The sequence below is a fragment of the Streptomyces filamentosus genome (assembly GCF_014654895.1).
In the GTDB taxonomy this organism is placed as follows: domain Bacteria; phylum Actinomycetota; class Actinomycetes; order Streptomycetales; family Streptomycetaceae; genus Streptomyces; species Streptomyces filamentosus.
In genome coordinates this window covers 3,573,351-3,588,076 of sequence record NZ_BNBE01000001.1, presented here as the reverse complement: position 1 = coordinate 3,588,076, position 14,726 = coordinate 3,573,351, and the positions used below count along the sequence as shown (strand labels likewise).

Annotated in this window: 9 protein-coding genes and 1 tRNA gene; 1 reads left to right on the top strand and 9 read right to left on the bottom strand. The window is 73.5% G+C overall.

The features are described from left to right. Positions 1-139: 139 nt before the first annotated feature. From IE326_RS16175 to IE326_RS16155, 5 genes are all read right to left on the bottom strand, one after another. Positions 140-1,936 (bottom strand): DEAD/DEAH box helicase, encoded by a 1,797-nt coding sequence (locus tag IE326_RS16175; protein WP_030753289.1) that lies wholly within the window; start codon positions 1,934-1,936, stop codon positions 140-142. A gap of 320 nt (positions 1,937-2,256) precedes the next feature. Continuing rightward, complete coding sequence (locus IE326_RS16170; protein ID WP_150228410.1) at positions 2,257-3,714, bottom strand: MFS transporter; 1,458 nt, start codon at positions 3,712-3,714, stop codon at positions 2,257-2,259. Positions 3,715-3,794: 80 nt separating this feature from the next. Further along, positions 3,795-4,286 (bottom strand): hypothetical protein, encoded by a 492-nt coding sequence (locus tag IE326_RS16165; RefSeq protein ID WP_190041853.1) that lies wholly within the window; start codon positions 4,284-4,286, stop codon positions 3,795-3,797. A 181-nt stretch (positions 4,287-4,467) separates the two neighbouring features. Beyond that, positions 4,468-6,789 carry a hypothetical protein gene (locus tag IE326_RS16160; protein ID WP_190041852.1) on the bottom strand — a complete coding sequence of 774 codons (2,322 nt, stop codon included), beginning with the start codon at positions 6,787-6,789 and terminating at the stop codon, positions 4,468-4,470. Between the two features lie 18 nt (positions 6,790-6,807). Beyond that, positions 6,808-7,236: a hypothetical protein gene (locus IE326_RS16155; RefSeq protein WP_229915360.1), complete on the bottom strand. Its 429-nt coding sequence runs from the start codon at positions 7,234-7,236 to the stop codon at positions 6,808-6,810. 378 nt (positions 7,237-7,614) lie between these two features. Between IE326_RS16155 and IE326_RS16150 the strand changes: the two genes are divergently transcribed. Next, positions 7,615-7,686: transfer RNA gene (locus IE326_RS16150), tRNA-Cys, on the top strand. A gap of 219 nt (positions 7,687-7,905) precedes the next feature. Here the strand turns inward: IE326_RS16150 and IE326_RS16145 are convergent. The 4 genes from IE326_RS16145 to IE326_RS16130 form a co-directional block, all read right to left on the bottom strand. Next, positions 7,906-10,233, bottom strand: a complete 2,328-nt coding sequence (locus IE326_RS16145; RefSeq protein ID WP_150228415.1) for a xanthine dehydrogenase family protein molybdopterin-binding subunit — start codon at positions 10,231-10,233, stop codon at positions 7,906-7,908. Further along, on the bottom strand, positions 10,230-11,924 hold the full coding sequence (locus IE326_RS16140; RefSeq protein WP_190041851.1) for a 2Fe-2S iron-sulfur cluster-binding protein: 1,695 nt from the start codon (positions 11,922-11,924) through the stop codon (positions 10,230-10,232). Before IE326_RS16140 ends, IE326_RS16145 begins: the two co-directional genes overlap by 4 nt. Then, positions 11,921-12,796: an FAD binding domain-containing protein gene (locus IE326_RS16135; protein ID WP_030753310.1), complete on the bottom strand. Its 876-nt coding sequence runs from the start codon at positions 12,794-12,796 to the stop codon at positions 11,921-11,923. Before IE326_RS16135 ends, IE326_RS16140 begins: the two co-directional genes overlap by 4 nt. Positions 12,797-13,096: 300 nt before the next feature. Continuing rightward, positions 13,097-14,722, bottom strand: a complete 1,626-nt coding sequence (locus IE326_RS16130; RefSeq protein WP_150228417.1) for a beta-N-acetylhexosaminidase — start codon at positions 14,720-14,722, stop codon at positions 13,097-13,099. Positions 14,723-14,726 lie beyond the last annotated feature (4 nt).

Here is a 14,726-nt window from a genome sequence, read left to right as displayed (position 1 = left end):
CGTGCACGTAGCGTGGAGGGTGCCGGCGGCCGTCCGTGGGGGCCGGCCCCAGCGCCGTACCGCTTCGCGTGGAACGGCGGAGAGGCCCGTACGACCGCCGTCGTACGGGCCTCTCCCATGCCGCCGGAGGGGTCGGGGCTCACCGCATGCGGGTGGCCCACTCCTGCACCTTCTTGATCCGCTCGCGGATCTGTCCCGCGGTGGCCTCCGCGCTGGGCGGGCCGCCGCAGACCCGCCGCAGCTCGGTGTGGATCACGCCGTGCGGCTTGCCGCTCTGGTGGACGTAGGCGCCGACCATGGTGTTGAGCTGCTTGCGCAGTTCGAGCAGTTCCTTGTGGGAAACGACGGGGCGCCGCTCGGCGGGCAGTTCCAGGAGGTCGGCCTCGCTGTCCGGCCGCTTGCGGCTGTGCGCGATCTGCCGGGCCTGCCGCTTCTGGAGGAGCAGCTGCACCTGGTCGGGTTCGAGGAGGCCGGGGATGCCCAGGTAGTCCTGCTCCTCCTCGCTGCCGGGGTGGGCCTGCATGCCGAACTCGGCGGCGTTGTAGAGGACGCGGTCGAAGACGGCGTCGGACTCCAGCGCCTCGAAGGGCAGCATGTCCTGCTCGCCGGTGTCCTCGTCCTGCTGCCGCTCGGCCTCCGCCAGCTCCTTCTCGGACTCGGCGTACGGGTCCTCGTCCTCGCCCGCCTTCTTCGGCTTGTCGAGGACGTGGTCGCGCTCGACCTCCATCTCGGTGGCGAAGCCGAGGAGGCTGGGGATCGTGGGAAGGAACACGGACGCGGTCTCGCCGCGCCTGCGCGATCGCACGAAGCGGCCGACGGCCTGCGCGAAGAACAGCGGCGTCGAGATCGTCGTCGCGTACACGCCGACGGCGAGCCGCGGCACGTCGACGCCCTCGGACACCATCCGGACCGCGACCATCCAGCGGTCGGTGTTGTCGCTGAACTCGTCGATGCGGTCCGAGGCCGCGGCCTCGTCGGACAGCACGACGGTGGCCCTGGTGCCGGTGATCTCGCGGATCAGCTTGGCGTAGGCGCGGGCCGAGTCCTGGTCGGAGGCGATGACGAGACCGCCGGCGTCCGGGATGGACTTGCGGACCTCGGTGAGGCGCTGGTCGGCGGCGCGCAGCACGTTCGGCATCCACTCGCCGCGCGGGTCGAGCGCGGTGCGCCAGGCCTGCGAGACGGCGTCCTTGGTCATCGGCTCCCCGAGCCGGGCGGCGATCTCGTCGCCGGCCTTGGTGCGCCAGCGCATGTTGCCGCTGTAGGAGAGGAAGATGACCGGCCGGACGACGCCGTCGCCGAGCGCGTTCCCGTACCCGTAGGTGTAGTCGGCGGAGGACCGGCGGATGCCGTCGTTGCCCTCCTCGTACGTCACGAAGGGGATGGGGTTGGTGTCGGAGCGGAACGGCGTGCCGGTGAGCGCGAGCCGGCGGGTGGCCGGCTCGAACGCTTCCAGGCACGCCTCGCCCCACGACTTCGAGTCGCCGGCGTGGTGGATCTCGTCGAGGATCACGAGCGTCTTGCGCTGCTCGCAGCGGTTGCGGTGGAGCATGGGCCGCACGCCGACGCCGGCGTACGTGATGGCGACGCCGTCGTACTCCTTGCTGAGCGGCCCGGCGCTGTACTCCGGGTCCAGCTTGATCCCTATGCGTGCCGCGGCGGCCGCCCACTGCTTCTTCAGGTGCTCGGTGGGGGCGACGACCGTGACCTGCTGCACCACGTGGTGGTGCAGCAGCCAGGACGCGAGGGTCAGGGCGAAGGTGGTCTTGCCGGCGCCGGGCGTGGCGACCGCGAGGAAGTCACGGGGCTGCTCCTGGATGTACTTCTCCATCGCGCCCTGCTGCCAGGCTCGCAGCTTGTTGGCGGTGCCCCAGGGAGCACGGCCGGGGAAGGCGGGAGAGAGGTGATGAGAGGAGGTGGCGGTGGTAGTCACGATCTCCGGTTCGATGTTCGTCCAGATATGACAACCGGGCCACCTTACCGGCGGGGCGGGGGGAACCTCGTGCGAACGGCCCCGAGCGGGGCAGGTTGCGACTCAGCTCACGCCGGGACCAGCAGCCCGCGCAGCCCCCGCGCGATCGCCCCGACCTCGTCGGTCGAGCCGGTGGCGACGTCGATGACCAGGCGTTCCGCCGCGTCGAGCCGCCCCGCGTCCCGCACGAGGACGGTCTGGTCGTCGACCGCGTCTCCGGCGACGACCAGACCGTCTTCCGCGGAGAGGTGCCCTCGGGCCGCTCGGGGCCGGAGTGGTACCGCTCAACGGGGCGCCCGTGCCCCCAGCCGCGTCGCCACCCACGCCCCCGCCGCCGCGACCCCCGCCATCGGCAGGAAGACCGCCGCGAAGGCGCCCGGGTGGGACGCCTCGGACGCGGCCGAGGTCACCGCGTGGCCGACCGCCCCGCCGCCGAGCGCGGCGAAGGCCGCCCCGCCCGCGGAGAGCAGCAGCACGTTCGACAGGCCGTCGGAGATCTGGAGCGCCGCCGAGTTCGCGCCCGCCTCCTCCGGCGGGGACAGCTTCATCAGGAGCACGCTCGTCGAGGCGATCACCACGCCCATGCCGAGACAGCCGAAGGCCCAGGCCACGGCCACCACCCACACCGGGACGCCCGGCAGCAGCACGCTCGGCGCGGCGGCGATCGCGGCCGCGACCAGCAGCATCCCGAGGACCACCAGCCGCTCGCGGTACGGCTCCGTCCACGGCCGCGACTGGATCCAGGAGCCGAGCGCCCAGGTCAGGCCGCCGAGGGCCAGCGAGAGACCGGCGAGCGTGGGACTCAGCCCCCGCTGGGTGACGAGCATCAGCGGCACGAAGGACTCCGCCGCGATGAACGACCCCGCGGCCACGCCCCGCAGCAGGACGACGGCCGGCAGTCCGCGGGCCGCCCGCACCGTGCCGCGCGGCAGCAGCCCCCGCACCGCCGGCACGAGCAGCGCCGCGCCCACGGCGGCGGGCAGCAGCGACGGCCAGCGCAGCTCCTGCCCCGCGTACTGGAGCAGTCCGGCGCCCGCGGATATCGCGAGGGCCAGCAGGACCCGGCGCCGGTCCCAGGGCGCGACGGGCGCCGACGGGTCGGCGGGCCCGGAGGCGGTCCGCCGGATCGCCGGCAGCGCGAGGGCCAGCGGCAGCACGACGAGCACGGGGATCCCGACGAAGACCCACCGCCATCCCAGGTGCTCGGTGATCGTCCCGGAGGCCAGCGGCCCGACGACGGACGGCACGACCCAGCTCGCCGCGAACGCCGCCATGATCGCGGGCCGCAGGTGCTCCTCGTACGCCCGGCTCACGACCACGTACAGCGCGACGATCACCAGCCCGCCGCCCAGCCCCTGCACGGCCCGCCCGAGGATGAACACCCACATCGCCGCCGCCGTCCCCGACAGCAGCAGCCCCGCCGCGAAGGCGCTGATCCCGGCCGTCAGCGGCACCAGCGGCCCGTTCCGGTCGGACCACTGCCCGGCCACGACCATCCCGAAGAGACTGGTCGTGAAGTACGCCGAGAACGCGAACGCGTACACCGACACCCCGTCCAGCTCCCGCGCGGCGACCGGCATCGCCGTCCCCACCGCGGTCGCCTCGAAGGCGATCAGCAGCACGACCGACACGATCCCGATGCTGAGCGCCCGGTGCGCCCCGTCCAGGACGGAGCCCCGGGGGGCGTCGGGCGGCGTCGGGCCGACGGCTGTCTCGGCATCACGGGGTTCGAGGGCACTCATCCCCCCAGAGTAAGGTTCGTACCTTTCTATGACCCCTGTCGCGGGTCGTATCCCGCCTTCCCTCTTTGGTCGTACGCCGCCTACCCGCCCCGAGGCCGGAACACGGGCGCCGCGTCCAGCCCCGCGTCCCCCTCGCACCCGAGCTTCCGGACGACGGCGAGGGTGGCGGAGTGGAGGATCGTGAGGTGGGCCTCGCGGACGGGGACGGTGTCGGGGAGCTTGGACCTGAGGAAGGTGAGCGTGCCCCTGATCCGGACGGGGCGCTTGTCGGAGCCTTCGAGGCGGGGACTGGTGCACCTGACGAAGAGGTACGCCTTCTCCGGGCCGGAATGGGCTTCCACTCCCATGCGGTAAGGGTGGATCCCCCGGGGACGGACGTCACCGAGGAGATCGTCGTCCCGGTAGAGGCCGAACCTGATGTTGATCTCGTCGCTGTTTCCGGAAGGGCTGATCCGGCACAGGGCCCGCCTCGGTGTCCTGCGCGGGACCTTCCCGTAGTCCTCGGCCAGTTCGGCGGTGCTCCGCGCCAGCCCTCCGCCGGGCTCGTGGTCGAACCTCTCGGTGTCCAGCACCGTCTCCAAGGCGCGGGCCGCATCGGGAGAAAGCGTGCCGTCACACTGCTGCGCGGCCGTGACCCGCTCCGGCTCCGCCTCGTCACCCCCGCCACAGCCGGAGACGAGAAAACATACGGCCAGTCCAGAGGCAGCGCTTCGCAGCACCCTCCCCACGGAAGGTCCCGACGGTCCCACGTCATCACCCCGTTTCCGGCCCGTTGCCGATCTGCCCGGCGAACGAGTTGCCTGTCGCGTAGCCGATGTCCACGGCCTCGATGAGGTCCTGCCTGAGCGCCCCGCCCACTTGCTCTCCACGTACGTCGAGAAAGTGCCGCATCGGCGATTCCGCGCTGTGCCTGCCTGCCGTGTAGACGGCCTCCCGGTCCCCGTCGGCCTTGTCCTCCGTGGCATCCTTGTACTCCTCGACGGATTTCTCGGACCAGTCTCCGACGACCACTCCCGCAAGGGTCTCCATGGTTCCGGAGACCGTGTCGACCGCGAGCGGCACGAGGATCGCGGCGGCTCCCGCCGTCGCGGCGACGGGCGGCACGAAGGCGACGCCCGCCGCGACGGCGGTGCCCACCCCGAGCTCCACCCACGCGGCCTTCTCCTCCTGGGCCTTCTCGTAGTCCTCGATGGCCTTCTCGCCCTCGGCCTTGATCTGCTCCGCGCGTGAATCGTCCAGCAGCCCCTGAAGCTGGGCCCCGGTGCGGGCGGCCTCACGGGCGGCCGGCTCGTCGATCCGCCCGTCAGGACCGACCTGGGCCTCCAGCATGCTTGCGGTATGGAGGCGATCCGCCATCGTCATCGTCGCGTACGCGTCCGGGTGCTGGCCCAGGACGCTCAGGAAATGGGCAGCTGCATCCCTGCCGAACTCCGGATGGCGTGCCGAGATGGCGGCGGCCTCCTTCAGGGATTCGCCCTCCACGTCCGGCGCGTGGACAGCGTTCGGATCGTTGTCGCTCAGAGCCCATTTGAGGTCTTCGACATATCCGGCGCCCATGACGCCCAGGCTGTCCGCCAGAGCCGACTGGTGCTTCTTGACGAACTCGGCGTCCCCGTATGTGTCCACCACGTTCTTCATGATCCCGGCCGTGGTCTCGTCCCGGTGGAGAACGGGACGCGGATCGTCCCAGGCATGCCCCAGCGTCGCCGCCTCCAGCGCGTGCCCCAGGGCGTCCGGCATGTAATCCTTGGCGTTCTTCGCGTCGCTGCCGACGTGGTCCGCGAAGGACGCGTACTTCTTGTCGGCGAAGTAGTCGAGGTAGTTGTCGCTCGCTCCCAGCTCCAGCGTCCCCCCGACGCTCCCGTCCCTCTCGTACGCCGTCGGCCCGGCCGAGAAGAACTCCTTCGCCGCCTCCGGGCTGTGGCCGAGTGCCTCCAGCATCGGGATCACCGGGTCGAAGCCGTAGCCGTTGGTTCCGGAGGGGTTGTACGTGCCGTGGTTCCCGGGGCCCATCAGCATGCGATCGGGTTTGAAGAGGTCCGGTTCCCTGGCGTGGAGCTGGGTGATGTGTTCGGCGATCGGGACGAGGAACTTCCGGTCGTAGTCACCGTGGCGCAGGAGGCCGCCGAGGAGCTGGTAGCCGTAGGGGCCTGTGCCGTCGGGGCGGGAGGGGAGCGAAACGCGTTCGGTGCCCAGTCTGCGCATCTCGGCGGACCAGTCGCTGGCCCATTCGGCGTTGCTCTGGGTGGCGTTCGCGAGGTTGAGGCCCAGGTTCTTCTGGAGGGCGCGGACGTCCGTCAGGCGTTCCTCGTCGCGGGTGTCGGCCGCGAGTTCACCGAAGAACCGCAGTGCGCCCTCGGGGCCGAGACGGTCGTAGAAGATCCGGGAGAACTCGCCCGCCTTCCGGTTGTCGGCGAGGAGTTCGTTGAGCTGTTCCAGCTCCGCGTGCGTAAGGTTCCGGCCCTTGCGGGCCAGGTCGACGGCACGCTGGGCCTCCTCGGCGTCGAGGCTCAGGTACTTCGGGGCGTTGAAATCGTGCGGATCGTCGGTGACATTGGCGCGCAGGGCGAGCACGCAGGCGGTGTCGGCGTCGATGCAGTTCTCGACGACGGCGTCGATGCGGCGGCGCAGGGCGGCGATGCCGGCCGCCTCCTTCCGGCGGGCCGCGTCGAAGGCGGGGTCGTCGCGCGACCCCTTGTCCTCCGCCACCGGGTGGCGGGCCTCGACGCTGCCGTCCGCTTTCACCACGAACCCTTGGGCAGGGGCGTCGATCTCGACGATCCGCTTCAGTTCGTCCTGGGCCTTCTTGAAGGTTCGGTGACCGTCCCGGAGGATCGCGTGGATGCCGCCGGCCGCCTTCGCCGCGTCCGTGAACTCCTTGGCGGTCTTGTCGATGAAGGGTTTCGTGACCTCGGCGTTCAGGCCGCGCCAGTCCTCGGCGCGGGATTCCAGGACCATCTTCCGGTGGGCGTCCTCGGCGAGGACGTCCAGTTTGCGCCGCATCTCGGCCCAGCGGTCGGCCGCGTCCTCCAGCCGGCCGAGGGGCACTTGATACACGTCGTCGAAGGTCAGCACGGTCGGTCCGCTCCTCGCCTACTCGAAGTACTCACTGATCTTGGAGACGGCGAGCGAGGTACCGACCTCCGCGTCGTCCTTCGCGTGCGAGGCCACGCTGTGGTCGAGGTGGTTGGAGATGTGCCCGACCGCGTCCAGCAGGGTGCGGAGCTGAAGGTCCCAGGTCTCCACGACGTTCGCCAGGACCGCTCCCGTGTGGAAGTGGTGGGCGGTCAGCAGGCCCGCCGCCAGCGAACTGTCGTCCCGGGCGTGGTTCCCGTCCTTCGCCAGCCGACCGTGCAGTCCGTACGCGGCGTGGCCGATCGCGCCGAGGTGGTCCTGCCGTACGGAGAGGTCCGCGCCGGGGCTCCAGCGCCCCTGGTCGTTCGGCAGTCCGTTCAGCCGCATGCCGGTGCCGCCGTTCCGCGCGGCATCCCGCGCCGCGGCCCACTCATCCTCGAACGCCACGCTTCCCCCCGCCTCCAGGAATCGTCCCTCCGGCCGCTCGGCTTCGATCGCGACCAGGGCGACAGACTTTACTCGTGCACACGGCGCATGACGGCGGCGTGTGCGGCGCGAGCGTCCATTACCGGCCATGAGCCCTTGACCCATGGGATTTTCATGATCCTCGGCGACCAGCACCCTTCCCGTTTCGATCGCACGTTCGCTTCCGCTATCGGCCATCTTCGCCCACCACCCCTGAGTCCGTCACATCCTTCGCTCCGTCTCCGCACCCGACTGTGAACGGCGTGTGGCAGCGGCATTGCGGTCCCGTGGCATGCCCCCGGAACCCCTTGAGTCCCTTTCCGGCGGCTCCTAGTGTCTTCCTTGTCGCCACACCAACCCGACCGTGTGCCCGAGTGGTTCAGGGGCTCGTCTGCAAAGCGAGTGACGTCGGTTCGAATCCGACCACGGTCTCCGAGGTTCCTCCCCGCCGGCGCGTCCGGTGGGGAGGAGCGCAGCTTGGTTCACACGAATGCCTCCATGCCCTTCACCCGGGCATGGAGGCATTCGCGCGTCGGGGGGAGGGGGAGTCGGCCGGTGCCGGGGCGGAGGAGCGACAAGACCCGGGCGGAGGAGCGACGGGACCCGCGGCGAGCGGGTCCCGTCGTGCGTCAGCGCGTCCTCAGGCCGTCCTCAGGCCGTCGTCGCCACCGCGGACTGGGGCCGGATGGGGAGGCGGTTGACCGGGCGGCCGGTCGCCGCGCGGACGGCCGCGGCCACCGCCGCCGGGGAGGTGACGACGGGGACGGCGCTCGCGGCCTTCGCGCCGAAGGGGGCGACGACGTCGCGCTCCTCCACCAGCTTGACGATGCGGATGTCGGGGGCGTCCAGGGAGGTCGGCAGGGCGTAGCCGGTGAGGTCGGGGTGGCGGACCAGGCCGCGCGCGGTGCGGAGGTTCTCGGTGAGGGCGGCGCCGACGCCCTGGGTGACGCCGGCCTCGATGCGGACGGCGAGCTGGGCGGGGTTGAGGATCCGGCCGACGTCCTGGGCGACGGCCATCTCCACGACCCGGACCGAGCCGAGTTCGATGTCGACGTCGACGACCGCGCGGATGGCGCAGAAGGCGAGGCCGACGAAGGCGTCGCCCTGGCCGGATTCGTCGAGCGGCTCGGTGGGGTGCGGGCGGCACTGCGCGGTGGCCCACAGCTCCTTGCCGTTCATCTCCTCGGCGACGGTGGTCGACAGGACCCCGTCGTACGAGGTGATCTTGCCGTCGCTGATCTGGAGCAGCTCGGTGGACATGCCGAACTTGTGGGCCAGCGGCTGGAGGAGCTGGGTGCGGACCATCCGGGCGGCGCGTTCGACGGCGCCGCCGGAGACCCAGGTGTGCCGGCCGTGGGTGGCGGCGCCGGCCGGGGGCTGGTCGGTGTCGACGGGGGCCACGTGGACCTCCTCGACGCCGAGGGTCTCCTGGACGATCTGGCGGGCGAGGGTGGAGAAGCCCGAACCGGTGTCCACGGCCGAGCAGATGACGGTGGCGACGCCGTCGAGGACCCGGACGGTGGCGGTGGAGACCTCGTCGGTGCCCTCGGCGCCGAGCATGTGGACCATGCCGAGGGCGTAGCCCACGCCCCTTCGCACGGCGCCGGGTTCGCCCGCGCCCTCGGGTCCGCCGGGCAGCAGCCAGTCCTCCTCCGGGGTGTCCTTGGGGAGGGCGGGCAGCGGGAAGTCACGTACGGCGGCGAGGAGTTCGGCCACCGGGGCGGGGCAGGTGACGGTCTGTCCGGTGGGCAGCAGGTCGCCGGTGGACAGGACGTTCCGCATGCGCAGTTCGGCGGGGTCGACGCCGAGCCGGCCGGCGAGCTTGTCCATCTGCGCCTCGTAGGCGGCGCAGACCTGCATCGCGCCCTCTCCGCGGACGTGGCCGGAGGGCGGGTTGTTGGTGCGGACGGCCCAGCCCTCGACGAAGGCGTGCGGGACGACGTACGGGCCGCAGGCGAAGGCGACGGCGGCGGCGAGGGACTCCGAGGAGGAGTCGGCGTAGGCGCCGGCGTCGAGGAGGATCTGCGCCTCGACCTTCACCAGCCGGCCCTCGGCGTCGGCGTGGTGACGGTAGCGGAGCAGGGTGGGGTGGCGGTGGGCGTGGCCGAGGAAGGACTCCTCGCGGGTGGCGGTGAGCTTCACCGGGCAGCCGGTGCGCAGGGCGAGCAGGCCGAGCGGGATCTGGAAGCCGGGGTCCTCGCGGTCGCCGGTGGCGCCGGGCACGCCGGTGACGACGATCTTGACCTGGTCGGGGGCGAGCCCGAAGCAGGCGGCGGCGAGGTCGCGGTCGGTGTGCGGGTCGGTGGAGGCGGTGTAGAGCTCGACGCCGCCGTCCGGGCGGGGCACGGCGAGTCCGGCCTCGGCGCCGATGGGGGCCGGGTCCTGGCGGCCGATCCGGTAGAGGCCCTCGACGACGACCTCGCCGGTGGCGTCGGGGTCGCCGAAGCGGAGCGGGATGTGCCGGATCAGGTTGCCGTCGGGATGGAGGGGTTCGGCGGCGAAGGCCTTCTCGGGGTCGGTGACGGGCTCCAGGAGCTCGTACTCGACGAGGATGGCGGCGGTGGCCAGCCGGGCGGTGTCGGGGTGGTCGGCGGCGACGGCGGCGATGGCCTCGCCGTGGTGCCGGACGAGTCCGTCGGCGAAGACGGGCCGGTCGGCGACCTGCCGGCCGTAGGTGGCGGTGCCGGGCACGTCGCCGGCGGTGATCACGGCGCGGACGCCGGGCATCGCCTCGGCGGCCGAGGTGTCGACGGAGACGATCCGGGCGTGGGCGTGCGGGGAGCGGAGGACCGCGGCCCACAGCAGGCCCTCGGCCCACAGGTCGGAGGCGTACGGGAAGGTGCCCTCGGCCTTGGCCCGCGCGTCGGCCTGCGGGAGGGAGGCGCCGAGGCCCCTCAGGGGGGTCTCGGGTTCCGGCGCGGCGCCGGCCGCCTCCGCGAAGGGGAGCGTGGGAATGGCGGTCGTCGCGTCGTTGCTCACGCCCTGCCTCCGTCGTGCTGGTGCTGGTGCGGGATGGGGGCGGAGGCGTCTTCCTCGCCCGCGGCGGCGTGGTCGGCGGGGCCGGCCGCGCGCTCGGCGACGACCTCCTCGACGGCCTGGAGCACGCCCTTGTAGCCGGAGCAGCGGCAGAGGTTCCCGGCGAGGGCCTGGCGGGTCTCCAGCGGGGTGGGGGCGTGGTTGCCCTCCAGGAGGTCGTGCACGGTCATGCACATGCCCGGGACGCAGAAGCCGCACTGGACGGTGCCGCAGCGCGCGAGGGCCTTCTGCACGTCGGACGGCTCGCCGTCGGTGGCGAGCCCCTCGACGGTCCGCACCTCGGACCCGGCGGCGGTCGCGGCCGGCACCAGGCAGGAGGCCACGAGCCGCCCGTCCACCTGGACGTTGCACGCCCCGCACTCGCCCTGCGAGCAGCCGTCCTTGGCCCCGGCGAGGCCGAGGCGCTCGCGGAGCACGTACAGCAGCGACTCGCCGATCCAGGAGTCCGTGACGGGCCGGTCGGCGCCGTTGACCCGCAGGACGTACGAGGTGTGCGGGTGCTCGTCGCTGTCGACGGAGGTGTACGAGGGCACCGGGGCGTCCGGTACGTCCCCGGGCTCCTCGGCGGCGGCCACGGCGGCGGTCTCCGGGACGGCGGCGTCCGCGTCCGGCTCCGGCTCGGCCTCCGCCGCGGGTCCGGCCCCGGCCTCCGGCCCGGGACCCGGCTCCGGCTCCTCGGCCGCCTCCGGCACCGCCCAGGGCGCCGGGGCGCCGCCCGGCAGGGTCGGCGGGGCCTGCTCGTACGAGACGGGCCCGGCCGCGCCGGGAGGGGCGCCGAGCGGCACGTCGGGCGCCGCGTCGTGGACCGTCTCGGACGCCGCGTCGGGCGCCGCGTCGAGGGGCACCTCCGCGGGCACCTCGCCAAGCGCTTCGGCGGGCGCGGCGGGGGCCTCGGCAGGCTCCCCGGCGGACTCCCCCACGGGCGTCCCGGGGCCTTCCGCCCCGAAGTCCGGCACCTCGAAGGACCGCGTCCCGAAATCAGGCGCCCCGAAGTCAGGCGCCCCGAAGTCAGGCGCCCCGAAGTCAGGCGCCTCGAAGCCCTGCGGCCCGGGATCCTGCGACCCGGGACCCCGGTCCCCCGGCCCCTGTTCCCCGAAGCCCCGCGCCCCGAAGTCCGGCACCTCGAAGGACCGCGTCCCGAAATCAGGCGCCCCGAAGTCAGGCGCCTCGAAATCAGGCGTCCCGACGCCTTCCGTCCCGAAGTCGGGCACCTCGAAGGACTGCGTGCCGAAGGCCGGGGCGTCCGCGGGCGCCTCCGGGGCCGGCCACTGCCCGGTGGCGCCGAAGTGCCACTCCGCCGTCGCGTGCGGGTCGTGCTCCGCGTACGGGCGCGCGGCGGGGCCGCCCGCGGCCTCCTCGCCGTAGCCGTGCGGCAGCGGCTCGAACGGCTGCTCCGGGAGGAGCTCGACGCCCTCCGCCGGCGGCTGCGCCAGCGGCTGGAGCGGGACGATCATCGGCGGCGTGTAGCCGTGGCCGGGGGCCTCCAGCGGCACCCCGTCCAGCATGAACTCCGGCGGCAGGTGGACGAAGGCCGTCGCGCCCTCGTCGTACCCCTCGCTCTGCGGGATCGGCTCCCAGCCGCCCGGCGCGGCGGGGGCCGCGGTCTCGTTCGGCTCGTGGTTGCTCGTGCTCACGACAGGGCCCTCCCCAGTGCCCGGCGGGCGAGAGTGGCGACGGTGCGCCTCAGGTGCAGTACGGCCGGGGGCAACTGCTCGTCGCCCGGCGGATCGGGGACGCAGGCCGCGGCGACGTACTCGCCGAAGGCCGTCAGCGCCTCGGGCGCGAGCCCCCGGTCGTTGTCCCAGTCGACCAGGGAGGCGATCCAGCGCTCGGCCTCCAGCGGCCGCAGCGGCATCGGGGCGACCGCGCCGACGGCGCAGCGGACCCCGCGCCGGGCCGGGTCGAGGACGACGGCGACGGAGGCGGTGGCGCGGGCCGGGCCGGTGCGGCCGGTGGCCTTGAGGAAGACCTGCGGGGCGTGCAGCAGCGGGACGCGGACGAAGGCGACGAGCTCTCCCGCGGCGAGGAGGTCGCGGCCCGCGAGGAGGTGGGAGACGGGGATCTCGCGGGTGCCGAGCGGGCCGACGACGACGAGGTCGGCCTCCAGCGCGGCGAGCACGGGCAGCGAGTCGCCGGTGGGGGCGGCGGTGACGACGTTGCCGCCGAGGGTGCCGGCGTTGCGGATCTGGGGCGGCCCGGCCGCGCGGGAGGCGGCGGCGAGGGCCGGGATGAGGGCCGCGAAGTCGGGGCGGCCCATGCGGGCGTGGGTGAGGCCGGCGCCGAGGAGGGCGTGGCCGTCCTGGTACTGCCAGCCGCGGATCTCGTTGATGCGGCCGAGGCCGACGAGCCCGGCGGGGCGGAGCTGGCCCCGGTTGACGGCGGCCATCAGGTCGGTGCCGCCGGCGACGGGGACGGCCGCCGGCATGGCGGTCAGCGCGGCCACGGCCTCGTCGAGCGAGGCGGGCAGCGTCACGGACTGCGCCGTCTGTGGTGCGTGCGTGGTCAACCCGCTGCCCCTTCCCGGTTGTCCCGGTCCGTCCCCGACTGTGCCCGGCCGCCGTGCGCCCGCGAGCGGACGCACGGCGCGCCCGTGTGTGGGCGTACCGTACGTGCTCACAGGCCGGACGGGGCAACTCTGGCACATCTTCCGAGCCGTCCGGAGCGAGGGGCCGCGAAGGGTCCTTCGCCCGGGAGACCCGGGATGCCCGGGGATGTACCGAGGCCGCCCGGGACGCCCGGGGACGTCCTGACAGAGAAGGTAACTCCCGTTTCGCCGCTCCCGGGTGACCCCGGGACGCGAGGTGGCTCACACGATCGGGGGCGGCCCGTCGATCGGGCGGCCGAGCAGGCCGGGGCGGCGCTGCCAGGGGGCGGGGCCGGTGGGCGGGCGGTAGGCGACGCCGAGGGCGTCGAGGCGGCGGTAGTGGGTCTCCATGCGGCGCAGGAAGCCGTCCGTGTCGCGGTCGGCGGGGGCGGGCAGTGCGGACCAGGCGACCTCGGCGAAGGCGGCGAGCCGGGGGAAGACCTGGTAGTCGACGCGGTCGCGGTTCTCCATGACCTCGGTCCACACGTTGGCCTGGGTGCCCAGGACGTGCCGGGCGGCCTCCTCGGAGAGGCCGGGCGGGACGGGCTCGAAGCGGTACACGTCGGCCAGGGTCCGCACGAAGCCGATCGGCACCGGCTCGTCCTCGCCGGCGTCCTGCCGGTGGTCGAGGTAGACCTGCTGCTCGGGGCACATGACGACGTCGTGCCCGGCCTCGGCGGCGGTGATCCCGCCGCCGTAGCCGCGCCAGGAGGAGACGGCCGCGCCCTCGGCGAGGCCGCCCTCCAGGATCTCGTCCCAGCCGATGAGGCGGCGGCCCCGGTCGGCGAGCCAGCGGTCGAAGTGGCGGATGAACCAGGACTGGAGGCCGTCCTCGTCGCCGACGCCGAGTTCGGCGATGCGGGCCTGGGCGGCCGGGGACTCCTTCCACTGGTCCTTGGGGCACTCGTCGCCGCCGACGTGGACGAAGGTCGACGGGAAGAGGGCCAGGACCTCCTCGAAGACGCCCTCGTAGAAGCGGAGGACCTCCTCGGTGGGGGCGAGGACGTTCGGGTTGACGCCCCAGGTGTCCCAGACGGTGAGGGCCTCGGTGTCGACGACGTCGGTGTTGCCGAGCCAGGGGTACGCGGCGATGGCGGCCTGCGAGTGGCCGGGGAGGTCGATCTCGGGGACGACGGTGATGTGCCGCTCGGCTGCGTGGGCGACGATCTCGCGGATGTCGTCCTGGGTGTAGAAGCCGCCGTGCGGGGTGTCGTCCCACAGCGGGGAGGCGCGGTGGCCGCGCTTGGAGCGGGCCCGCCAGGAGCCGGCCCCGGTGAGGCGCGGGTACCGCTCGATCTCGATGCGCCAGCCCTGGTCGTCGGTGAGGTGGAAGTGGAAGACGTTCAGCTTGTGCGCGGCCATCAGGTCGAGCAGCCGCAGGACGTCCTCCTTGGCGGTGAAGTGGCGGGACACGTCGAGGAGGAGGCCGCGCCAGCCGAAGCGGGGGCGGTCGGCGATCTCGGTGTGCGGGAGCGCCCAGGTCCTGCCGGGCAGCGGCGCCCGCCGGTACGCGTCGGGCCCGAGGAGCTGGCGGAGGGTCTGGGCCCCCCAGAAGAGCCCGGCGGGACCGCCGCCGTCGAGGAGGACGCCGTCGCCGGTGACGGAGAGGCGGTAGCCCTCGGGGCCGTGCGCCTCGGCCGTCTCCGGGGAGATCCGCAGCCGGACGGCGCCGGGCCCGGTGCCGTCGGGGAGGGGCAGGCCGGTGGCGGCACCGAGGACGGAGCGGAGCCAGCGGGCGGTGGGCCCGGTGCCGGGTCCGGCGTCGAGGGCGGTGCTCGCGTCGAGCGGGAGCAGGCCCCCGGGGTGCTCGGCCGTCAGGGGGGCGGGGATCAGGTCCGTATCTGCCATCACG